We start from the raw sequence: 22,087 nt of genomic DNA, 5'->3' as shown, positions 1-22,087 counted from the left end.
GCTCCCGGTCGACGGGTGCGGGGCCGCGGTGTCGCGGTGCGAGTGGCTCAGACGCGGTAGGCGTCGGCGTCGACCTCGCGCAGCATGCAGGTCAGTCGGGCGGTGCACACCCGCTTGTCCTGCTCGTCGGTGATGGCGATCTCGTAGGTGGCGGTCGAGCGGCCGCGGTGCACGGGGGTGGCGACGCCGGTGACCAGGCCGGAGCGGGCGCCTCGGTGGTGGGTGCAGTTGAGGTCGACGCCGACGGCGAGCTTGGTGGGGCCGCCGTGCAGCATGGAGCCGACCGAGCCGAGGGTCTCGGCGAGTACCGCGGAGGCGCCGCCGTGCAGGAGTCCGTAGGGCTGGGTGTTGCCCTCGACCGGCATGGTGCCGACGACCCGCTCCGGGGCGGCCTCCAGGACCCGTACGCTCATCCGCTCGCCGAGGTGCCCGGCGGAGAACAGGGCGGGCAGGTCGAGGCCGAGACCGGCCCACTGATCGAGGATCTCCTGCGGAAACTTGGTCGTGCTCTGCTCACCCATGGCCCTACGGCTCCGTTCGCTCGCCCGTGATCGTCGTCGATCCGTGCCTGTTCCTATCAGTCCCCTGAGCGGGCGCTCAGCGCGGGGTGTCCGGCCCGGTGCTCTCCAGCCGGATCACCACGGACTTGGCCGCCGGGGTGTTGCTGGTGTCGGCGGTGTGATCGAGCGGGATGAGGACGTTGGTCTCGGGGTAGTAGGCGGCCGCGCAGCCGCGGGCGGTGTTGTAGTGCACGACCCGGAAGCCGGGTGCGCGCCGCTCGCTGCCGTCCGTCCATTCGCTGACCAGGTCCGCGTACGCGCCGTCGGCCAGGCCCAGGGCCTTGGCGTCGGCGGGGTGGACGAGCACCACCCGCCGGCCGTTCTTGATGCCGCGGTAGCGGTCGTCGAGGCCGTAGACGGTGGTGTTGTACTGGTCGTGCGAGCGCAGCGTCTGCAGCAGCAGCCGTCCCTCGGGGACGGCGGGGTACTCGACCGGGGCGGCGGTGAAGTTGGCCTTGCCGGTGGCGGTGGGGAAGCGCCGGTCGTCGCGGGGGGCGTGCGGCAGGGCGAATCCGCCGGGGTGGGCGACCTTGGTGTTGAAGTCCTCGAAGCCCGGGATGACGTGGGCGATGCGGTCGCGGACCGTCGCGTAGTCCTTCGCGAACTCCTCCCAGGGGGTGCGGCTGGCTGCGCCCAGGACCCGCCGGGCCAGGCGGGCGACGATCGCCGGTTCCGACAGCAACTGGGGGCTCGCGGGTTCCAGTCGGCCGCGTGAGGCGTGCACCATGCCCATGGAGTCCTCGACGGTCACGAACTGTTCGCCGGCGTCCTGCCGGTCGCGCTCGGTGCGGCCCAGGGTGGGCAGGATCAGGGCCCGGGCGCCGGTGATCACGTGTGAGCGGTTGAGCTTGGTGGAGACGTGCACGGTGAGGCGGGCGCGGCGCATGGCCGCCTCGGTGACGTCGGTGTCGGGGGTGGCGGAGACGAAGTTGCCGCCCATCGCGAAGAACACCTTGGCCTGCCCGTCGCGCAGCGCGCGGATGGCCCGTACGACGTCGAGGCCGTGCTCGCGGGGCGGCGCGAAGCCGAACTCCTTCTCCAGGGCGTCCAGGAAGGCGGGCGCGGGACGTTCGAAGATGCCCATGGTGCGGTCGCCCTGGACGTTGCTGTGGCCGCGCACGGGGCACACGCCTGCGCCGGGGCGGCCGATGTTGCCGCGCAGCAGCAGGAAGTTGACCACTTCCTGGATGGTGGGGACGGAGTGCTTGTGCTGGGTCAGGCCCATCGCCCAGCACACGATCGTGCGCCGCGACGCGAGGATCATGGCCAGCGCGCGGTCGATTTCCTCGCGGGTCAGACCGGTGGCGCGCAGCGTCTCGTCCCAGTCGTCGCCGGCGCGGGCGGTGCGCGCGAACTCTTCGTAGCCGTGGGTGTGTGCACGGACGAACTCCTCGTCGACGGCTGAGTCGGTGTCGAGGATCAAACGGTTGAGGGCGCGGAAGAGTGCCTGGTCGCCGCCGAGGCGCACCTGGAGGAAGAGGTCGGTCAGGGCGGTGCCGCCACCGGCCAGGCCGCGGGGGGTCTGCGGGTTCTTGAAGCGCTCCAGGCCGGCCTCGGGCAGCGGGTTGATCGAGATGATCTTCGTGCCCCCGGCCTTGGCCTTTTCCAGGGCGGTGAGCATCCGCGGATGGTTGGTCCCCGGGTTCTGCCCGGCGACGATGATCAGGTCCGACTTGTAGAGGTCCTCCAGCAGGACGCTGCCCTTGCCCACGCCGAGGGTCTCCGTGAGGGCCGAGCCGGACGACTCGTGGCACATGTTGGAGCAGTCCGGCAGGTTGTTCGTGCCGAACTCGCGGGCGAAGAGCTGGTAGAGGAAGGCGGCTTCGTTGCTGGTGCGGCCGGAGGTGTAGAAGACCGCCTCGTCGGGGGAGTCGAGGGCGGTCAGCTCCTCGCCGATGATGTCGAAGGCCCGCTCCCAGGGGACGGGGACGTAGCGGTCGGCGCCCTCGGCGAGGTACATGGGGTGGGTCAGGCGGCCCTGTTGGCCGAGCCAGTAGCCGCTGCGGGAGGCGAGGTCGGCGACGGGGTGCGCGGCGAAGAAGTCCGGGGTGACGCGGCGCAGGGTGGCCTCCTCCGCGACGGCCTTGGCGCCGTTCTCGCAGAACTCGGCCGCATGCCGCTTGTCGCCCTCGGGCCAGGCGCAGCCGGGGCAGTCGAAGCCGTCCTTCTGGTTGACCCGGAGAAGGGTCAGGGCGGTGCGCTTGACGCCCATCTGCTGCTGGGAGATGCGCAGCGCGTGGGTGATGGCCGGCAGGCCGACGGCGGAGCGCTGGGGCTCGCTGACCTGGGGCGCGTCCTGGACGGGGTCCGACGCGGGCGGCTTGCCTGCCATGGCGCTCTCCCTTGAGCCGTGAGCTGTGCCGGGTCCGCCGGGCCGGGCGGATCGTTGCCGTGCACATCGGATCCTGTCACGGACGGCGGGGGAGGGGCAGGGGGGATCCGCGGGTGGTGCGGGCGGGGGCGGGGCGTCCGCGGCGGGGATTGTCAGTGGGGCGTGGCAGGATCGGGGGCGTGGCAGCAAAGGCAGCGAAGAAGAGCGAAGCGACCGGCACCGAGGCGGCGGCGGGCGGTCGTCCCCGCCTGCTCCTGATGGACGGGCATTCCATGGCATACCGGGCGTTCTTCGCCCTGCCCGTGGAGAATTTCACCACCGCCACGGGGCAACCGACCAACGCGATCTACGGCTTCGCGTCGATGCTCGCGAACACCCTGCGTGATGAGGCGCCCACGCATTTCGCGGTGGCCTTCGACGTCTCGCGCAAGACCTGGCGCTCCGAGGAGTTCCCCGACTACAAGGCGAACCGCTCCAAGACGCCCGACGAGTTCAAGGGCCAGGTCGAGCTGATCGGCGAGCTCCTCGACGCGATGCACGTCAAGCGGTTCGCGGTCGAGGGCTTCGAGGCGGACGACGTCATCGCCACGCTCACCCACCAGGCCACCGCCGAGGGCTTCGAGGTCTCCATCGTCACCGGCGACCGCGACTCCTTCCAGCTGGTCTCCGACGACGTCACCGTCCTCTACCCCACCAAGGGCGTCTCCGAGCTGACCCGCTTCACCCCCGAGAAGGTCTTCGAGAAGTACGGCCTGACCCCCGCCCAGTACCCGGACTTCGCCGCGCTGCGCGGCGACCCGTCGGACAACCTCCCCGGCATCCCCGGCGTCGGCGAGAAGACCGCCACGAAGTGGATCAACCAGTTCGGCTCCTTCGCCGAGCTGATGGAGCGGGCCGAGGAGGTCAAGGGCAAGGCGGGCGCCAACCTCCGCGAGCACCTGGAGGCGGTCAAGCTCAACCGCCGTCTGACGGAGATGATCCGCGACGTCCAGCTGCCCTGCGGCCCCGGCGAACTGACCCGCCAGGCGTACGACCGCGAGGCCCTCAAGGTGTTCCTCAACGCCCTGGAGATCCGCAACCAGGGCCTGCGCGACCGGCTGCACGCCGTCGACCCGGGCACCGCCGAGGAGGCCGCCGAGGAGACGGCACCTGCCGGCGGCGTCGAGGTGGACGGCACGGTCCTGGCCGCCGGCGCACTCGCTCCGTGGCTGGAGGCACACGGCACCGGCCCGCTGGGCGTCGCCACCGTCGACGTCTGGACCCTGGGCAGCGGCAGCGTCGCCGAGGTGGCCCTGGCCACCCCCGGGGGCCCGGCCGCCTGGTTCGACCCCGCCCAGCTGGACGAGGCCGACGAGCGGGCCTTCGCCGCCTGGAGCGGGGACCCGGCCCGGCCCAAGGTGATGCACAACGCCAAGGGCCTGATGCGCGTCTTCGGCGAGCACGGCTGGCTCATCGAGGGCGTCACCATGGACACCGCCCTCGCCGCCTACCTGGTCAAGCCCGGTCGCCGCTCCTTCGCCCTGGACGCCCTGTCCATCGAGTACCTGGGCCGCGATCTGGCCCCGGCCGCCGCCGGCGACGGCCAACTGGCCTTCGGCGCCGAGGAGGAGGCCCAGGCGGACGCCCTGATGGGGCAGGCGCGCACGGTCCTCGACCTGGGAGACGCGTTCGGGACCAGGCTCGCCGAGGTCGGCGCCGCCGAGCTGCTGCGCGACGTGGAACTGCCCACCAGCGCCCTGCTGGCCCGGATGGAGCGGGCCGGTATCGCCGCCGACCGCGGCTGGCTGGAGCGGATGGAGCAGCAGTTCGCGGGCGCGGTCCAGCAGGCCGTGCAGGAGGCCCACGCCGCCGCGGGCCATGAGTTCAACCTCGGCTCGCCCAAGCAGCTCCAGGAGGTCCTCTTCGGTGAACTGGGCCTGCCCAAGACCAAGAAGACCAAGACCGGTTACACCACCGACGCCGACGCGCTCGCCTGGCTGGCCGCCCAGACCGAGAACGAACTCCCGGTGATCATGCTGCGTCACCGCGAGCAGGCCAAGCTGCGCACCACGGTCGAGGGCCTGATCAAGACCATCGCGACGGACGGCCGCATCCACACCACCTTCAACCAGACCGTCGCCGCCACCGGCCGGCTGTCCTCCACCGACCCCAACCTCCAGAACATCCCGGTGCGCACGGACGAGGGCCGGGCGATCCGCCGCGGCTTCGTCGTCGGCGAGGGCTTCGAGTCGCTGCTGACCGCCGACTACAGCCAGATCGAGCTGCGGGTGATGGCTCATCTCTCCGAGGACGAGGGCCTGCTCGAGGCGTTCACCTCCGGTGAGGACCTGCACACCACCGTCGCCTCCCATGTCTTCTCGGTCGCCAAGGACCAGGTCGATCCGGAGATGCGCCGCAAGATCAAGGCGATGTCCTACGGCCTGGCCTACGGCCTGTCCGCCTTCGGCCTCTCCCAGCAGCTGGGCATCCAGCCCGACGAGGCCCGCAAGCTGATGGACAACTTCTTCGAGCGCTTCGGCGGGGTGCGCGACTACCTCCAGCGCGTCGTCGCGGAGGCCCGCGCCACCGGCTACACCCAGACGATCCTCGGCCGTCGCCGCTACCTCCCCGACCTCAACAGCGACAACCGCCAGCGCCGCGAGATGGCCGAGCGGATGGCTCTGAACGCCCCCATCCAGGGCACCGCCGCCGACATCGTCAAGATCGCCATGCTCAAGGTCGACGCGGCCCTGCGCGAGGCGCGGCTCCAGTCGCGGATGCTGCTCCAGGTCCACGACGAAATCGTGGTCGAGATCGCCCCCGGCGAACGCACGAAGGTCGAGGAACTGGTCCGCCGTGAAATGGCCGCCGCGGTCGAACTGAGCGCCCCCCTGGACGTCTCGGTCGGCTCCGGAAAGGACTGGGAGTCCGCGGCGCACTGAGCGCCGCGGAGCGGGGCGGCCCCGGTCAGCCGCCGGCGGCCGGCCCCGCCGCCCGACCCGCCGAGCCCGGGCCTCCGTCGGCACCGCGCCGGCGGCGCGCACGGCGGTGCAGCAGCCGGGCGGCCACCGCGGCCACGGGCAGCCCGGCCGCAAGACCGGCGCCCGCGCCGAAGAGCGCGGACGGGAGGTAGTCGAACCACGTGGCCCGGGTGCCGTAGACGGCATACGCCCGCAGCGTGCGGCCGGCCGCACCTGCGACGACGCACAGCGCGAGCGGCCCGGCCAGCAGCAGCCGCTGCCGTACGGTCAGGGCGGGTACGGCGGCCGAGGGCGCCTCGCCCCGTCCGCCCCGCAGCGCCGTCCACACGAACCAGCCGATGGCCGCCAGTGCGAGCGCCGAGGTGGCGGACTGCACGTAAGCGGCGACCGGCCTGCCCCAGGCCCAGGTGTTGAGCACGGGAACCAGCCGGGTGCCCCAGCGGCCCGGGTGGGTGAAGGCATCCCAGACGACATGGGAGGCGCAGCCGAGCACCGCGGAGACGACGAACCAGGCCGCCACCGCGGCCAGTTGGCGCGGACCCCGCCCCCGCCAGGGGCGGCCGTGGGCGAACCGGTACACCCGCCCCTGCCAGGCCCGCGGCAGCATCGCCACCATCGGCTCGCGCACCAGCAGCCAGCCCGCGACCAGCGCCGCGGTCAGGGCGACATCCACGGTCAGCACGCCCGGCAGGCTGTGTGTCACCGCACCGAACGCCATTCCACCGGGCACCACCGAGTCCGCGTAGTACGGCAGATCCGGCGCGAACGAGCCCGCCACAAGAGCAGAGGCGACCAGCCGGCCCCGCCCCTCGCCCGTGCGGCGGATCCCCGGAAGCACCGCGGCCGCATGACTGAGCGTGAACGGCATGGCCCTCTCCTTGATCGATTCGGATCATTATGTCGGTCGATGGGAGTGGTGGCTGCTCGGCCCGAGTTGTCGTAATGTCACCTGAGTTGGAGCGCCGGGGGGCGCGATACCGCGCGGCTCGCGCGGTGGGTCAACGGGGAGGGGACGGCACGCATGGCAGCCACATTCGGGCGACGGCTCCGGAGGAAAGCGGCGTCCACGGCCGTGGCGGCGCTCGCGCTGGCCGCGCTGACCGCCTCCTCGGCCCCGCCCGCCACGGAGAGCGCGGCCGCCCGCGAACCGGACCCCACCCCGCCCCCCATCGACGGCGGCTCGGGCTACTACGCCGACCTCCCGCCCCTCAACAGGCCCGCCCCGCACAGCCCTTCCCCGCACCCGGGCACCGGTCCCGCCGCCACCGGCCCCGCCGAGGCGGGCATCCCGGCCACCGTCCTGGCCGCGTACAAAAAGGCCGAGGCGCGCATCGACGCCGCCGACCCCGGCTGCCGACTGCGCTGGCAACTGCTCGCCGGAATCGGCAAGGTCGAGTCCGGCCAGGCACGCGGCGGTGCCGTCGACGCCACCGGCGCCACCCTGGCGCCGATCCTCGGCCCGCAGCTCAACGGCCACGGCTTCGCCCTCATCAGGGACACCGACGGCGGCCTCCTGGACGGCGACCGCACCCACGACCGCGCCGTCGGCCCGATGCAGTTCATCCCCTCCACCTGGTCCGACGGCGGCCTCCAGGGGGCCGGTTGGGGCGCCGACGGCAACGGCGACGGCAAGAAGGACCCCCACAACGTCTTCGACGCGGCGCTCGCCGCCGGCCGCTATCTGTGCGCCGGCGGCCGCGATCTGTCCGCACGGGCCGACCTCGACCGCGCGATCCTCGGCTACAACGACTCCGCGGCCTACCTGCGCACGGTCCTGACCTGGTACGCGTTCTACCGCAACGGCACCCACGAGGTCCCCGACGGCAAGGGCGTGCTCCCCGCACGACGGGGCGGCCCCACCGCCACCGGCGGCGCCGCCGACGGGCGGAGCGCCACCGGCCACCGGCCCACCGCGGGCGGCACGAAGGGCAAGGGCGCGAGCCCCCACCGCACTCCCCGCAAGCCGACACCGGCCCGCCCCGGCGGCGCCACCGGAACCCCCGACGCCCCCGGCAGGCCGACCACGCCCCCGGCCCCCGGGCCCAGGCCGAGCCCCACCCCACCCCGGCCCGCCGACCCCGCACCTCTTGCCACCCTCGACCGGACCGGCGACGCACACCTGACCGCCACCGCCGGCGCCGACTTCCCGACACCGCCCCAGGTCCGCGCCCGCGATGCGCACGGCAGGCCGGTCGCCGGCGCCGCCGTCCGCTTCACCCTCCCCGCCACCACCGACACCCGCTTCCCCCGCGACGCGACCACCGTCACCGTCACCACCGGCAAGGACGGCCTGGCCACCGCACCCACACTCCACGCGGGCGAGCGCACCGGCGCCTTCACCCTCCGCGCCCGCGCCGTCGGCCGCGCCGTGCCCGCCGTCGACCTCGCCGCACGGGTCACGGCCCGACCGGCGCCCCGGGCCGACGCCCTCACCCGCACCGCGGACGCACCGCCGACGGCGACCGCAGGCCAGGCGTTCGCGGACGACGCGGTGCAGCTCAGGGCCACGTACCAGGGCAAGGCGGTGGCCGGCGTGGACATCACCGCGACCATGATCACCGATGACCCGGAGAAGCCCGCCGAGAACGACAAGGGCCCCTACTTCACCGACCCCCACGCCACCGGCGCCGACAAGGACAAGCCGGTACGCATCCTCACCCACCTGACCACGGACGCCGACGGCCTGCTGACGCTCCCGGAGATCCGCACCGACACCCACACCGGGACGTTCCTGCTCCGGCTGACCACCGCCGACGGTGCCCGGCTCACCGTCGAACTGAAGGTCACCCCGCCCGCCACGGACTGAACCCGGCCGCGGACCGCATCCCGTCACGGACCGACCTCCGTCAGGGACCGGCCCCGCCGCACCCCACCCGCCCGTCGCCGTCCGGCCCGCCGTCCAGGGCCGGACGGCGACGCCCTGTGCAACGTGTTCTCATCTCGACCGCCCGTTGCTACGGTGCCCCCGCCCTGACGCCGTATCAGCTCCGTGGGAGGCCGACCATGCGCGCCCTGACAGCAGCCGCCGTCGGCCTGGCCGCGGCACTCGCCCTCGTCTTCACCATCACGGCGATCGGCGCCCCCAGCGGATCCACCTCACCCAAGCCGCTGCTGACCACCGTCCCCGAACACCCCTAGGGAGGGACGCCGCCGCATGCGCCGCACAGCCAGCCTGATCCTGCTCGCCCTCGCCGTCTTCTTCACCGCCCTGTCCCCCCTCCTGCGGTGGTACGCCTTCCCCCGGCTCGCCAAGATCCCGCCCAGCCAGTACCAGGACATGGTCCTCGAGGCGGCACCCGCCACCCTCGTCGACTACGGGACCATGAAGGCCAAAAAGGTCCCCAAGATCACCATCGTGCAGACCCTCAAAGGCGACGTCGCCGCCTCCGACCGCATCGAACGGACCGCCGGCCGCGACGTCGTCGTCTGGGACACCCTGTCCTACGTGGCCGGACCCGACGGCAAAATGGTCTCCGAGATCCCCGAGCGCTACATCTTCGACGCCCACTCCCAAGAACCCGTCCACGCCACCGGCGAGAGCGTCGACGGCAACCGGGTACGCCGCGAGGGCATCGAGTACAAGTGGCCCTTCCTCACCGAGAAGCGCGACTACACCTACTTCGACGCCCAGACCCGCACCTCCGCCCCCATCCACTACAAGCGCACCACCACCTTCCACGGCCTGGAGGTCTACTACTTCGAGCAGACCATCCCCTGGACCAAGGTCCCGCTGCCCCGCAAGATGCCGGTCAAGGGCATCACCCCCGAAGCCGTCGAAAAAATGGGCACCACCCGCTGGTACACCACCAAGCGGATGTTCTGGGTCGACCCCGTCACCGGAGCACCGGTCAACGGCCAGGAGATCCACAAGGAAGAGCTGCGCGGCGGCCAACTCCTGCCCGGCGGCGGCAAGGTCACCGCGTTCGCCGGCCATGTGAAGATGCGCGACGACTACGTCACCTCCACCGTGGCCCTCGTGAAGTCCCAGCGCACCCTCGTCCTGCTGCTCACCAGCTACCTGCCCTGGGGATTCCTCACCCTCGGCGCCGCCCTGCTGGCCCTGAGCCTCCTCCTCGAGGCGCGCAGTCGCCGCCCCCGCACCGCCCCGCCCCCACAATCCGCCCGGCCCGAACTCAGCCCCGCCTGAACCGTGCCGCCGTATACCGGGTCGGCTCGGCCGCCGACGGATCCTCCGGCCACGGATGCCGCGGATAACGCCCACGCAACTCCGCCCGCACCGCGCGGTACCCGTCCCGCCAGAACGACGCCAGATCCGCCGTGACCGCGGCCGGCCGCCCCGCCGGCGACAGCAGATGCACCAGCACCGGCACCCGGCCACCGGCCACCCGCGGCGAGACCTGCCACCCGAACAACTCCTGCAACTTCACCGCCAGCACCGGCTGGTCACCGGAGTAGTCCACCCGCACCCGCGAACCACTCGGCACCTCGATACGCTCCGGCGCCAGCTCGTCGAACCGCACCGCCTCACCCGTCGCCCACGGCAGCAACCGCGCCAGCGCGTGCCCCGCGTCGACCCGCGCCAGATCCGCCCGCCGCCGCGCCCGCCCCAGCTCCACCCCCAGCCACTCCTCGACCCGCTCCCACAGCGCCGCATCCGACACATCCGGCCACGGCGCACCCACCTCCCGGTGCAGAAAGGCCATCCGCTGCCGCGCCGACTCCGCGGCCGCCGACCACCGCAGCAGCGACAGCCCTTCCCGCCGCAGCCCCGCCACCAACGCCTCCCGCACCAGCGCGGAATCGGGCGCAGCCAGCGGCCGGACCGCCAACTCCACCGCCCCCAGCCGCGTCACACTCCGGGCCACCACGTCCCCGTTCGACCAGCGCACCTCCTCACCCGACACATACAGCGCCCGCGCCGCGGCAACGGCCGTCTCCTCCCCGATCACCGCCGCCAGCCGCACCCGGGCCGACGCCGCCGCCACCGGCCGGTCCGCCACCGCGACCGCCAGCCACGGCGCATCCCGCAGCGCCGAGCCCTCCCCACCGAGCTCGGCCCCCGTCCCGGACGCCATCAGAAAGCTGCCCGCCCCCCGAGCCCGCGCCACCCGCTCCGGAAACGCCAGCGCCGCCACCAGCCCCGCATCGGCATCGTCCCCGGCCCCCGACCCGCCACCGTCGACCGCACCCTCGGCCGCCGCCGTCAGCCGTCCCGCCTCCTGCCGCCACCGCGCCGCGTACCCGTCACCACCCCGGCGCGCCGTACGCCACGCCGCCGCCAGATCGTCCCCATAGGCCCGCGGCGGCTCCTCGCTCAGCAGCGCCACCACCTCCGCGGCCCGCCGCACCCCGACCTCCCGCGCACCGTCCAGCAACGCCCGGCCCAATCGCGGATGCAGTCCCAGCCGCGCCATGCGGGCTCCCCGCCCGGTCGCCCGGCCGTCCGCATCCACCGCGCCGATCGCCGTCAGCACCTCCCGCGCCGCCGCCAGCGCACCCGCCGGCGGCGCGTCCAACAGCGCCAGCCCGGACGCCGTCGGATCACCCCAACACGCCGCCTGCAACGCGAACGCCGTCAGATCGGCCACCTTGATCTCCGGATCCGGGAATCGCGGCAGCCGTCCGTCCTCCCCCTCCGACCAACACCGGTACACCACCCCCGGCTCCAGACGTCCCGCCCGCCCGGCCCGCTGCCGCGCCGCCGCCTGCGACGCCCGCACCGTCGTCAGCGCACTCAGCCCCCGCGCATGATCCATCCGCGGCACCCGCGCCAGCCCGCTGTCCACCACCACCCGCACCCCGGGCACCGTCAGACTCGACTCCGCGACCGACGTCGCCAGCACCACCCGCCGGCCGCCGTCCCCGCCCGCCAGCACCGCGTCCTGCACCTCCGCCGGAGCCCGCCCGTGCACCTGCAGGACCTCGGCGTCCACCCCGGCCAGCCGGCCCGCGACCCGCCCGATCTCCCCGACACCCGGCAGAAAACACAGCACATCGCCGCTCTGCTCACGCAGTGCCCGCCGCACCACCGCCGCCACATGCGCCAGCTGCGCCGGATCCACCCGTATCCCGTGCGGCGGGCGTACCGGCCGCTCCGGCGGCGCCCACACCACCGCCACCGGATGCGCCACACCCGCCGCCTCGACCACCGGCGCGGCCGCACCCGAACTGCCCAGCAGCCGCGCCCACCCTTCGGCATCCGTCGTCGCCGACGCGGCCACCAGCCGCAGCTCCGGCCGCAGCGTCTCCCGTACGTCCAGGAGGAAGGCCGCCGACGTATCGGCGTCCAGATGCCGCTCGTGGCACTCGTCGAGCACCACTACGTCCACCCCGGCCAGCTCCGGATCCCGCTGCAGCCGCTGCAGCAGCACCCCGGTGGTCACCACCTCCACCACGGTCCGGGGCCCCACCCGCCGCTCGCCACGCACCGTGAAACCGATCCGGTCGCCCGCCTTCTCACCCAGCAGCCAGGCCATCCGCCGCGCCGCCGCCCGGGCCGCGATCCGCCGCGGCTCGGCGACCAGCACCCGCCGCGCCGGCCCCGCACCCGTCAGCCCCGCCAGATCCAGCGGTACCAACGTCGTCTTGCCCGTCCCCGGCGGCGCACAGAGCACGGCCGCACCGACCTCTTCCAGCGCCTCCCGCAAGGCGGGCAGCGCCTCCCGGACCGGCAGCCGCTCCAGAGCCTCGCGCCGGATCACGGGGCCTCGCACACGAAGATTGCCGTCCCCGGGATCAGATTCCCGCGCAACGGGGACCAGCCGCCCCACTCCTGAGAGTTCCATTCCGGCCATTCCGGCTCGACCAGATCCACCAGGCGGAACCCGCCGGCCACCACATCCCGCACCCGGTCGCCCACCGTGCGGTGATGCTCCACATACACCGCCCGACCGCTCTCGTCCTGCTCCACATACGGTGTCCGGTCGAAATACGAGGCCCCCACCGACAGCCCCTCGGGCCCCGGCTCGTCCGGAAACGCCCAACGGATCGGATGCGTCACCGAGAACACGAACCGGCCACCGGGCCGCAGCACCCGGCGCACCTCACGCAGCACTCGCACCGGATCCGCGACGAACGGAATCGCGCCGTACGCCGAACACGCCAGGTCGAAGGAGGCATCCCGGAACGGCAGGGCCCCGGCGTCCGCCTCCACCAGCTGCGGCTCGTCCACCGCCCCGTCCGCGATCCGCAGCGCGTGCTGCAGCTGCCGGTGCGACAGGTCGAGCGCCACCGGTCGTGCACCCTGCGCCGCCAGCCAGCGCGAGCACTGCGCAGCACCGGCCCCGATCTCCAGGACCCGCCGCCCCTTCAGCTCCGCCGCCGGGCCCAGCAGTCCCGCTTCCGCCTCGTCCAGCCCCTCCGGCCCCCACACGAACCGGTCGTCCCCCAGGAACGCGCCGTGCTCGCTCTGGTACTCGTCCGCATTGCCGTCCCACCAGCCCCGGCTGGCTCGGTTGCTTTCCGTGTCCGAGGCGTCACGTCGGGTCGCCTCCGGCTCGTGCTCTTGGTTCATCGCGCCCGTCGTCGTAGTCTTCGCTCTGCTTGGAGCTGCAGGGACTGTGAGGCCGTTCGACCTCGCGGAACATCGCGTGTGCCGGTTATGGGGCGTTCCACCCCTGGCGTGCGCGTTCGCGCATTGACCGTGTCCGGCTGCGCCCGTATGCTACAAGTTGCGCTGCGGGCTTGCGCGCCTCAGACGGAGCAGGCCGCGCTCGCATCTGTATGCACCTCTCGGTTTTTGAGGCGCCTTTGGATGTTCCGGTCAAGGTCGGGGCGTCCGGAGAGTGCGCCTCCGACGCTGTCCGGCTTGTGCAGAGGCGATAACGGCTCTCGGCGTAGCAGTACCTACGACTTCAATGTCCGCACCGGAGCCTTTACCCACATGACGAGCAGCACCGAGACCACCGCCACCACCCCGCAGGTTGCGGTCAACGACATCGGTAACGAGGAAGCCTTCCTCGCCGCGATCGACGAGACGATCAAGTACTTCAACGACGGCGACATCGTCGACGGCGTCATCGTGAAGGTCGACCGGGACGAGGTCCTGCTCGACATCGGTTACAAGACCGAAGGCGTCATCCCGAGCCGCGAGCTCTCCATCAAGCACGACGTCGACCCCAACGAGGTCGTCGCCGTCGGTGATGAGATCGAGGCCCTGGTTCTCCAGAAGGAGGACAAGGAAGGCCGCCTCATCCTGTCCAAGAAGCGCGCTCAGTACGAGCGTGCCTGGGGCACGATCGAGAAGATCAAGGAAGAGGACGGGATCGTCACCGGTACCGTCATCGAGGTCGTCAAGGGTGGTCTCATCCTCGACATCGGCCTCCGTGGCTTCCTGCCGGCCTCCCTGGTCGAGATGCGCCGCGTGCGCGACCTCCAGCCCTACGTGGGCAAGGAGCTCGAGGCCAAGATCATCGAGCTGGACAAGAACCGCAACAACGTGGTCCTGTCCCGCCGTGCCTGGCTGGAGCAGACCCAGAGCGAGGTCCGCCAGACCTTCCTCACCACCCTCCAGAAGGGTCAGGTCCGCTCCGGCGTCGTCTCCTCGATCGTCAACTTCGGTGCGTTCGTGGACCTGGGCGGCGTCGACGGTCTCGTGCACGTCTCCGAGCTGTCCTGGAAGCACATCGACCACCCCTCCGAGGTCGTCGAGGTCGGCCAGGAGGTCACGGTCGAGGTCCTGGATGTCGACATGGACCGCGAGCGCGTGTCCCTGTCGCTCAAGGCGACCCAGGAAGACCCGTGGCAGCAGTTCGCCCGGACCCACCAGATCGGTCAGGTCGTCCCGGGTAAGGTCACCAAGCTCGTTCCCTTCGGTGCGTTCGTGCGCGTCGACGAGGGCATCGAGGGCCTGGTCCACATCTCCGAGCTGGCCGAGCGCCACGTCGAGATCCCGGAGCAGGTCGTCCAGGTCAACGACGAGATCTTCGTCAAGGTCATCGACATCGACCTCGAGCGCCGCCGCATCAGCCTCTCGCTGAAGCAGGCCAACGAGTCCTTCGGTGCCGACCCGTCGGTGGTCGAGTTCGACCCGACCCTGTACGGCATGGCCGCGTCCTACGACGACCAGGGCAACTACATCTACCCCGAGGGCTTCGACCCCGAGACCAACGACTGGCTCGAGGGCTACGAGACCCAGCGCGAGGCCTGGGAGAACCAGTACGCCGAGGCGCAGCAGCGCTTCGAGCAGCACCAGGCTCAGGTCATCAAGTCCCGCGAGGCCGACGAGCAGGCGGCGGCCGAGGGTGCTGCGGCTCCCGCGGCGACCGGCGGCGCCAGCAGCACCGGTGGCGGCGGCAACGTCTCCGGCGGCTCGTACTCCTCGGAGTCGGCGGACAACTCCGGCGCCCTGGCGTCGGACGAGGCCCTGGCCGCGCTCCGCGAGAAGCTGGCCGGCGGCCAGAGCTGAGCTCTTGCCACTAGGCACTAGCCGATAGGCGAAGGCCCGTTCCCCTCCCCGGGGAACGGGCCTTCGTCGTGTCCGGGGAGGGGACCGGGGTCCCGGGACGGTGCGGGTCCGGGACTCTGCCGTCTCGGGCTTGGCGGGTCGGGGCTCTGCGGCGTCCCCCGGATCCGGACGATGGCGAGGCCCCGGGCACGGCGTTCGAGGCGCCGTCCGAGTGCAGCCCGTAGCCGAACCGCCCGCCGTGAGCACGGCCTTCGACGAACCGGTGAGAGCGATCCGGGAGGCCACGCCACCCGCGCCACCCGCGGTGGAGGCATCGAGCGCGAGGGCGGTGGCGAAGGCAAGGGCGGAGGGGTAGGGCAACGCGGCGTGGAGGTTGCCGAGTTGAGGTCTTCCGCCCTTGCCCTGTCCCTCTTCCTGCCCCTTGCTTTGGCTCTGTGGACTCATGCATGTGGACATGCTGGGCTCTGGTGAACGGCTTGGGCGTGGGGGAGTTCACGTCACCACACCTCGCCGGGCGGACTCCGTGGGCGGGCCCGGGCGCGGGCGCGGGGGAGGGGGCGGGGCGGGCGGTGGGCATGGTGCGGGATGGCAGCGCCGTGGAAGGCGGTTTTGCGCCGTGCGTGGGCACGGAGCGCCACCACGGGAATGTGAGCCCGTGCCCGGACGTTCTTGCCCACGGATACGAGGAGGAGCGGTCACTGTGTTGGATCCCCAGGGGTTGTACGAATGGGAGCCGAGTGGGCTCGCAGCGGTCGAGGCGGCTGCCGCCACGGACTCCGCCGGACTGGTGCTGCTGTACCACTTCGACGGTTACATCGACGCCGGTGAAACCGGCGACCAGATCGTGGAGCGGCTGCTGGACGGCCTGACATCCCGCGTGGTCGCCCGCTTCGACCACGACCGGCTGATCGACTACCGCGCGCGGCGGCCGCTGCTCACCTTCGAGAGCGACCGCTGGACCGACTTCGAAGCACCCAGCATCGATCTTCGACTCGTCGAGGACGCGACCGGCGCACCCTTCCTGCTGCTCTCCGGGCCCGAGCCCGACGTGGAATGGGAACGCTTCTCGGCGGCGGTGCGCCAGATCGTCGAGCGGCTGGGGGTGCGTCTGTCGGTCAACTTCCACGGCATCCCGATGGGCGTCCCGCACACCCGCCCCGTGGGCATCACTCCCCACGGCAACCGTACGGACCTGATGCCCGGACACACCAGCTTCTTCGACGAGGCGAAGGTGCCCGGCAGTGCGGAGTCGCTGATCGAGTTCCGGCTGGCCGAGGCCGGACACGACGTCCTGGGCGTCGCGGCGCACGTCCCGCACTACATCGCCCGCTCCGCGTACCCGGACGCCGCGCTCACCGCCCTGGAAGCCGTAACGGCGGCTACGGGCCTGGTGCTGCCCGGCGCCGCGCACGCGCTGCGCACGGAGGCGCTGCGGACGCAGGAGGAGATCGAGCGCCAGATCTCCCAGGGCGACGAGGAACTGGTCGCTCTGGTCAGCGGACTGGAGCATCAGTACGACGCGGTCGCCGGAGCGGAGACTCGGGGCAACCTGGTCGCCGAAGCAGTGGAACTCCCCTCGGCCGACGAGATCGGCCGCGAATTCGAGCGCTTCCTGGCGGAGCGGGAGTCCGAAGGCGGCGGGGGAGCGGCTTGAGGGCACCGGCCGGCGGTGGGAGCAGCGGGATTGTCAGGCTGCTGCGGGGCCGTCCTTTCCGTGACGTCCTGTGGGACCGAGCCGCTGCCACCCGGTGATCAGCCTCTTCCTGGCCCTTCCCGGCGTTCGGCCGATGCCCGATGCCCGATGCCCGATGCCCGATGCCCGATGCTCGATGCCCGATGCCCGATGACGCTCTGTGTTTCGCTTGGAGGCCGGCCCCTGTGCGGTGTCCGGGGACCGTATAGCGTGGGCGCATGGTGAAGGTGGGGCTGACCGGTGGGATCGGCGCAGGCAAGAGCGAGGTGTCGCGATTGCTGGCGTCGTACGGAGCGGTGATCGTCGACGCGGACAAGATCGCACGTGAGGTCGTCGAGCCGGGAACGCCCGGCCTCGCGGCGGTGGTCGCGGAGTTCGGGGACGACGTACTCGCCCCGGACGGGACCCTGGACCGGCCGAAGCTGGGCGGCATCGTCTTCGCCGACCCCGAGAAACTCAAGGCGCTGAATGCGATCGTCCACCCCCTGGTGGGTGCGCGCTCGGCCGAACTCGAGGCATCGGCGGGGCCGGACGCCGTCGTCGTCCATGACGTGCCGCTGCTGACCGAGAACGGCCTGGCGCCGCTCTACGACCTCGTCGTCGTCATCGACGCCGCCCCGCAGACCCAGCTGGACCGTCTGGTGCGCCTGCGCGGAATGACCCAGGAGGAGGCCGCCTCCCGGATGACCGCACAGGCGTCCCGCGAACAACGGCTGGCGGTCGCGGACCTCGTCATCGACAACGACGGCCCGCTGGAAGCGCTGGAGCCCCAGGTCCGCGAGGTATGGGAGCGACTGCGCGGCGCCTGAGGCCGGAGGATAGCCTCGCCGCCATGACTGCTACCGATCTCGCCGCCCAGGCCCCCGACACCGACGAGGCCACCGCCGCCCCGGCCGATTCCCCCGCCGTGGGTGCCGCGCCCGCGCCCGCCTCCTTCGTCGTGAACATACCCGGCATCGCTGACGCCGATCTGGAGCCGGAACCGCTGGACCCGGACCAGATCGTCTCCGGTGAGCCGGAAGTGACGGGCAAGGTCCTGTGGGAATCGCCCGACGGCAAGCAGATCCGGGGCATCTGGCAGATCACACCCGGCGTGGTGACCGACACCGAGGCCAACGAACTCTTCGTGGTCGTGAGCGGACGCGCCACCATCGAGGTGGAGGGCGGTTCGGTGCTCGAGGTGGGGCCGGGCGACGCCTGCGTCCTGCGTGAGGGCGACCGGACCCAGTGGACCGTGCACGAGACGTTGCGCAAGGCGTACCACATCAGCCTGTAACGGGCCCGGTGTCCGTAGGGGCCACAGCCCGGTTCCTGCCCCTTCCGGGCGGGAATGCGGTGACTGACGCAGTTGTTGTGCCGCACGTAACGCCGTACGGGTGGCCGATCAGGGTCGCCCGTACGGCTACGGAGAGGAGACGACCCGTGCCCGAGCGCAGCCCCGAGACGCACGTCATCGACTTCCGCGCGGCGGAACACCTGCTGGCTGCCCGCGATCCGCGCGGAGCGATCCGGCTGCTGGATCCGGTCATCACCGCCCACCCCGAGAACACGGCGGCCCGCCTGCTGCGCGCCCGCGCCTTCTTCCTGGGCGCCCAACTGCGCTCGGCGGAGCTCGAGTTCCAGCTCGTCCTGGAGCGCGAGCCCGCCAACGCCTTCGCCCATTTCGCCTTGGCCCGCACGCTGGAGCGCGCCAACCGAGCCGATGAAGCGCTACGCCACTTCCGTCTGGCGGCTGCCCTGGAGCCCCGCCCGGAGTTCCTCGAAGCGGCCCGCTTCGCGCCCGGACGCGGGAGCGGCGAACAGGGATCTGGCGCGGGCGACGGTTCCCAGTAGCGGTCTGCTGCGGGGATGTGCGCGTTGGTGGGGTGGGGGTTGGGTTGGTTGGGGGTTGGGGGTTGGGGGGTGGGGGTTGGTGTTCGGTCGGGGGCCAGGTGGGCTCGGTGGCCCTTCATCCGCCCCGCCGCCTCCCTTCCCCCTTCCCCCTTCCCCCCTTCCCCCCTTCCCCCCGCCCCCTCCCTCCCCCGCCTCCGCCCTCCCCAGGCCCCCGCCCCCAACGTCTCGACGTTTCCGCGAAAGTCTCGGCCTCTGCGCCCGACTCTCGCCCTCAGTCCCACCCCCGTCGCCCTCTGAACGCTCTCGCCCCATGGGTTTGCTCGCGCGCCCGGCCCTCGACCCCGTTCGTGGCGCGACCCGCTCGTGGCAGGAGTCAGCCATTGTGGTGCGTGGCACCGCGGCGTTTCCCCGCAGCTCTCGCCAAGGGCTCGGGGGCTGCCTTCGATCACTGCGACCGGATCGGCGTACTGGCCAGGTCACCGGTGAGCCGGTAGTGATCGAGACGCTTCTTGACGCGGGTGGGTGGTGATGGCGCGCATGGTTCGAGCAGGTGGTGGCGTGGCGATGTGCCCACGGCAGGAAAGTGGGTGTGGGGCAGCGCGGACACAGGCTCCGTCGTCGCGCCGGTCTGAGGCCTACGGCTTGGTGTCACGCCTGTGGCGGCGGGTGGTCCAGCTCCCGAAAGCTTCGTTCCTGCCCCGGTCCGGCTCGTAGGGCGGTATCTCCTTCCCCGGCTGGTAGTGCGGTCCCTGGTGGATGTGCCGTATCACGAGGGTCAGGTCCGTGGCTGCCAGCATCGCCACGGCGGCACACGCCGCTGCCCACTCCGGTCGGCCGGCCATCGCAAAGGCAACGGCTCCTGCGACGGCCCACAGCATCCCCCACAACGCCAGACCGCAGCGGATCTTCAGGGGGCTGCGTGCCTGCAGCGGCTCATTTCCTGTACGCATGGCATCCATCTCCCACCTCCAGGATCCTCCCGATCGACGCGTCAGCCACTGGTCGGAGATCGCTGACCACTGACCCGGGCCACTGATCGCCGACCATGCGGCCACAGCACCTGTCTGGTGTTCCGGGCGCATCGGTTGCCTGAGCGGTGTGAGTCCTGGTCGCTTCCCCCGGTTTCCGGGCTTCCGTGTTCCCGTTCCGGAGTTCGGGTGTTCTGGTGTTCGGGTGTTCGGGTGTTCCGGAGCTCCCGTGGTCCCGAGTGGTCATCGGTCACCTCCTGCTCGGTCGTTGCGCAGTGCCGGACCGTGGTGGGTGGGGCTTGTCGCAGCCGGAGGGGTGGAGGCGGGGCGTGGATCGCCGGCCGGGTGGCTGTTGATCCAGGACAGGCCCCCGAGGTCGAGTTGCGATCGGGCGCGGGTGATCGCCACATACGCCAGGCGCGCCTCGTCCAGGTCGATCGGGCCGGGGAGCGGGGTTCCGTCCTCTGCGCGCTCGTCGAGATCGCCGGGGCCAGTGAAATCGTCGGCGATGCGTACGCTCGCCCACTCCCGCCCCTTGGCGCGGTGCGCCGTGGACACGGTCACCTCGGCGTAGTTCGCCGGTGAGAGCCGGTCCAAGGCGCGTAGGACGGCCGCCGTGCCGTGCTCGTCCACGAGTTCCACCAGAGGCAGCAGATCCCGTCCGGCAGGGTCACATTCCGCGTACTCGCGCAGTTCCGGCCAGGACTCGAAGAGCATCAGCTCGGGATGCGTGGTGCGCCGACCCGCCTCGAGGTCGTGCACGGCCCGGGCCAGGGCGCTCAACGTCTCGCCGCCGCCGGCGAGTGCGACTCTGCGATGCGCCTCCAGTTGCCGTATCACCTCCACCATGGCCCCGACATTCGACCGGCACAGGACGGCCTCCGGCGCGGGCACCGACGTCAACTCCGTTGCCAGCTGCGGCGAGCCCGCGAGCCGGATGGGCGCGCCGATGATCGTCAGCCACCGGTTGGCCTTCGCTGCCAGAGCCTCCCCGAAGCGGAAGGAGCGGGAGAGGGTGAGCTGTTGGCCGTCGAAGCCCGTCATGACATCGCGTGCTCCGCGCCAGCCGTAGACGGCCTGGGCGGAGTCGCCGACGAGTACCAGCTGCGCATGGGCACGCTGGGCCGCGAAGATCTGCTCGACGACGGGATTGGTGTCCTGCGCCTCGTCCAGAAGCAGGAAGTCCGCCCGGATCAGGGGTTCTCGCAGCGCCCACATCTTGAGGTAGTGATCGTGCTCGAAGCGCACCACGCCGCGATCCCGATGTTGTAGGTCGGCCCATGCCTTGCGCGCGTACGGCAGGACGAGACCGGCGAGTTGATCATGCTGGGCCGGCGATTCGGCTCCGCGTAAGGGTGGGATGTGATGGCGCGCGATCTCCTTGTCGGCCGACTGGCAGAAGCGGGTGACCGTGCGCAGGACGGTGTGGGAGAGCGCTCTGTTGTCGACCTTGCGGGCGCCGATGCGCACCCACATGCCCTCGTCGATACCGAGCGCGGCGCCCGTCCGCCAGCCGGCCCGTCGGGGGGCGTTCATCCGCGCTTGGTAGTTCCTGCCGACCGACGCGTATGCGAGGGCGTGCGCGGTCCCGCAGGTCACTCCGGCGGGAAATCTCCGGGCGGCATCGCGGGCGATGGCTCTGTTGAAGGCGATATAGCGGCCGAGCCGCCTGTCGCGCCGTGTCGCATGCGCGAGCATCGCGAGGGTGGTCGTCTTGCCCGTGCCGGCGCCGGCCTGCAGTACGAGGTGTGCACCGGCGCGGAAGGCGTCGACGGCTTCGCTCTGCTCGGGAGTGGGAGTGGGAGTGGGAGTGGGAGTGGAAGTGGGAGTGGAAGTGGGAGCGGGTGTGGGAGCGGGTGTGGGGGTGGGCGTGTACATGGTGGCTCCCTGGGAGATTTCGATTACTTAGAGTGACGATGTGGTCGACTGTAGCGGCTTGCGGCGTGTGGCGGGGAAGTGCGGTGCGGCCTGTGGATAACTCCGCTCGCGGGGTGCGGAGACGAAGTCGTCCGCATTGCGGGGCCGGCTACTTCGCTGCTGTTCAACTGCGGAAATCGGGGTGGGGAGGGACAGCGGAACGGCGTTGTCAGTGCCCTGTGTTTCCATCGGTTTCAGGCAGAGCTGCGGCGGCGGAAGTGCCGTCGGCCGGTGACTGCGGGCCGCTCGCCCGCCCGGCACGGCCTGCGGTGAGTGCGACCGTAGACTCGCAGGTCGGGGGCGTGGGGGTGAGCCGTGCGAAGTGCAGCGAGCGGGCGCGGAGGCCGATGCGGGAGCGATCAAGAGGCAGGACGAGAGGACGGCATGGCGAGGCGGTGGGAGGCGGGCATGGCAGATGCGGTGAGCGGTGCTGCGGCGCGAGCCGTCGCTGTCGCGC

The 22,087-nt window shown here is 71.8% G+C and carries 16 protein-coding genes; 9 read left to right on the top strand and 7 right to left on the bottom strand.

The genetic code is table 11. The features are described from left to right. Positions 1-47 precede the first annotated feature (47 nt). Both ACGFML_RS27585 and ACGFML_RS27580 read right to left on the bottom strand, forming a co-directional pair. On the bottom strand, positions 48-521 hold the full coding sequence (locus tag ACGFML_RS27585; protein ID WP_393548112.1) for a PaaI family thioesterase: 474 nt from the start codon (positions 519-521) through the stop codon (positions 48-50). A gap of 76 nt (positions 522-597) precedes the next feature. After that, positions 598-2,892, bottom strand: coding sequence for an FdhF/YdeP family oxidoreductase (locus ACGFML_RS27580; protein WP_393548110.1), 2,295 nt, complete (start codon positions 2,890-2,892; stop codon positions 598-600). Between the two features lie 179 nt (positions 2,893-3,071). Here ACGFML_RS27580 and polA point away from each other — a divergent pair, with 179 nt between their 5' ends. Continuing rightward, positions 3,072-5,813, top strand: coding sequence for a DNA polymerase I (gene polA, locus ACGFML_RS27575; protein WP_393548108.1), 2,742 nt, complete (start codon positions 3,072-3,074; stop codon positions 5,811-5,813). Positions 5,814-5,838: 25 nt separating this feature from the next. Here polA and ACGFML_RS27570 read toward each other — a convergent pair whose 3' ends face one another. Continuing rightward, positions 5,839-6,720 (bottom strand): DUF4184 family protein, encoded by an 882-nt coding sequence (locus tag ACGFML_RS27570; RefSeq protein ID WP_393548106.1) that lies wholly within the window; start codon positions 6,718-6,720, stop codon positions 5,839-5,841. 153 nt (positions 6,721-6,873) lie between these two features. Here ACGFML_RS27570 and ACGFML_RS27565 point away from each other — a divergent pair, with 153 nt between their 5' ends. The 3 genes from ACGFML_RS27565 to ACGFML_RS27555 all read left to right on the top strand — a co-directional run bounded on the left by ACGFML_RS27565 (position 6,874) and on the right by ACGFML_RS27555 (position 9,999). After that, positions 6,874-8,658: a lytic transglycosylase gene (locus ACGFML_RS27565; RefSeq protein ID WP_393548104.1), complete on the top strand. Its 1,785-nt coding sequence runs from the start codon at positions 6,874-6,876 to the stop codon at positions 8,656-8,658. Positions 8,659-8,855: 197 nt separating this feature from the next. Then, entirely contained in the window at positions 8,856-8,990 is a 135-nt protein-coding gene (locus ACGFML_RS27560) for an SPW_0924 family protein (protein ID WP_393548102.1), read from the top strand. A gap of 16 nt (positions 8,991-9,006) precedes the next feature. Further along, positions 9,007-9,999, top strand: coding sequence for a DUF3068 domain-containing protein (locus tag ACGFML_RS27555; protein ID WP_393548100.1), 993 nt, complete (start codon positions 9,007-9,009; stop codon positions 9,997-9,999). Here the strand turns inward: ACGFML_RS27555 and hrpB are convergent. After that, positions 9,986-12,514, bottom strand: coding sequence for an ATP-dependent helicase HrpB (gene hrpB / locus ACGFML_RS27550; RefSeq protein WP_393548425.1), 2,529 nt, complete (start codon positions 12,512-12,514; stop codon positions 9,986-9,988). The two genes, ACGFML_RS27555 and hrpB, sit on opposite strands and share 14 nt — an antisense overlap. Next, a complete protein-coding gene (locus ACGFML_RS27545; protein WP_393548098.1) occupies positions 12,511-13,326 on the bottom strand; it encodes a class I SAM-dependent methyltransferase in 816 nt (271 codons plus the stop codon). The genes hrpB and ACGFML_RS27545 overlap by 4 nt, the downstream gene beginning before the upstream one ends. Positions 13,327-13,695: 369 nt before the next feature. Between ACGFML_RS27545 and rpsA the strand changes: the two genes are divergently transcribed. The 5 genes from rpsA to ACGFML_RS27520 all read left to right on the top strand — a co-directional run bounded on the left by rpsA (position 13,696) and on the right by ACGFML_RS27520 (position 18,745). After that, on the top strand, positions 13,696-15,219 hold the full coding sequence (gene rpsA, locus ACGFML_RS27540; RefSeq protein ID WP_393548096.1) for a 30S ribosomal protein S1: 1,524 nt from the start codon (positions 13,696-13,698) through the stop codon (positions 15,217-15,219). 700 nt (positions 15,220-15,919) lie between these two features. Beyond that, positions 15,920-16,873, top strand: coding sequence for a PAC2 family protein (locus ACGFML_RS27535; RefSeq protein ID WP_393548095.1), 954 nt, complete (start codon positions 15,920-15,922; stop codon positions 16,871-16,873). A gap of 257 nt (positions 16,874-17,130) precedes the next feature. Beyond that, positions 17,131-17,721, top strand: a complete 591-nt coding sequence (coaE, locus tag ACGFML_RS27530) for a dephospho-CoA kinase (RefSeq protein WP_393548093.1) — start codon at positions 17,131-17,133, stop codon at positions 17,719-17,721. 23 nt (positions 17,722-17,744) lie between these two features. Beyond that, positions 17,745-18,188, top strand: coding sequence for a cupin domain-containing protein (locus tag ACGFML_RS27525; protein ID WP_393548091.1), 444 nt, complete (start codon positions 17,745-17,747; stop codon positions 18,186-18,188). Positions 18,189-18,334: 146 nt separating this feature from the next. After that, positions 18,335-18,745, top strand: a complete 411-nt coding sequence (locus tag ACGFML_RS27520; RefSeq protein WP_393548089.1) for a tetratricopeptide repeat protein — start codon at positions 18,335-18,337, stop codon at positions 18,743-18,745. Positions 18,746-19,380: 635 nt separating this feature from the next. Here ACGFML_RS27520 and ACGFML_RS27515 read toward each other — a convergent pair. Both ACGFML_RS27515 and ACGFML_RS27510 read right to left on the bottom strand, forming a co-directional pair. Then, a complete protein-coding gene (locus ACGFML_RS27515) occupies positions 19,381-19,695 on the bottom strand; it encodes a DUF6343 family protein (RefSeq protein ID WP_393548087.1) in 315 nt (104 codons plus the stop codon). Between the two features lie 261 nt (positions 19,696-19,956). Beyond that, a complete protein-coding gene (locus ACGFML_RS27510; RefSeq protein ID WP_393548085.1) occupies positions 19,957-21,591 on the bottom strand; it encodes a UvrD-helicase domain-containing protein in 1,635 nt (544 codons plus the stop codon). Positions 21,592-22,087 lie beyond the last annotated feature (496 nt).

It is taken from the genome of Streptomyces sp. NPDC048650 (genome assembly GCF_043199095.1).
GTDB lineage: Bacteria > Actinomycetota > Actinomycetes > Streptomycetales > Streptomycetaceae > Streptomyces.
Note: the sequence above shows the minus strand (reverse complement) of the source record. Positions and strands in the feature narration are given on the sequence as shown.

Coding starts and splice junctions, on each gene's coding strand:
- ACGFML_RS27585 (WP_393548112.1), bottom strand. CDS start 521: ATGGGTGAGCAGAGCACGACCAAGTTTCCGCAGGAGATCCTCGATCAG.
- ACGFML_RS27580 (WP_393548110.1), bottom strand. CDS start 2,892: ATGGCAGGCAAGCCGCCCGCGTCGGACCCCGTCCAGGACGCGCCCCAG.
- ACGFML_RS27570 (WP_393548106.1), bottom strand. CDS start 6,720: ATGCCGTTCACGCTCAGTCATGCGGCCGCGGTGCTTCCGGGGATCCGC.
- ACGFML_RS27565 (WP_393548104.1), top strand. CDS start 6,874: ATGGCAGCCACATTCGGGCGACGGCTCCGGAGGAAAGCGGCGTCCACG.
- ACGFML_RS27560 (WP_393548102.1), top strand. CDS start 8,856: ATGCGCGCCCTGACAGCAGCCGCCGTCGGCCTGGCCGCGGCACTCGCC.
- ACGFML_RS27555 (WP_393548100.1), top strand. CDS start 9,007: ATGCGCCGCACAGCCAGCCTGATCCTGCTCGCCCTCGCCGTCTTCTTC.
- ACGFML_RS27545 (WP_393548098.1), bottom strand. CDS start 13,326: ATGAACCAAGAGCACGAGCCGGAGGCGACCCGACGTGACGCCTCGGAC.
- rpsA (WP_393548096.1), top strand. CDS start 13,696: ATGACGAGCAGCACCGAGACCACCGCCACCACCCCGCAGGTTGCGGTC.
- coaE (WP_393548093.1), top strand. CDS start 17,131: ATGGTGAAGGTGGGGCTGACCGGTGGGATCGGCGCAGGCAAGAGCGAG.
- ACGFML_RS27525 (WP_393548091.1), top strand. CDS start 17,745: ATGACTGCTACCGATCTCGCCGCCCAGGCCCCCGACACCGACGAGGCC.
- ACGFML_RS27515 (WP_393548087.1), bottom strand. CDS start 19,695: ATGCGTACAGGAAATGAGCCGCTGCAGGCACGCAGCCCCCTGAAGATC.
- ACGFML_RS27510 (WP_393548085.1), bottom strand. CDS start 21,591: ATGTACACGCCCACCCCCACACCCGCTCCCACACCCGCTCCCACTTCC.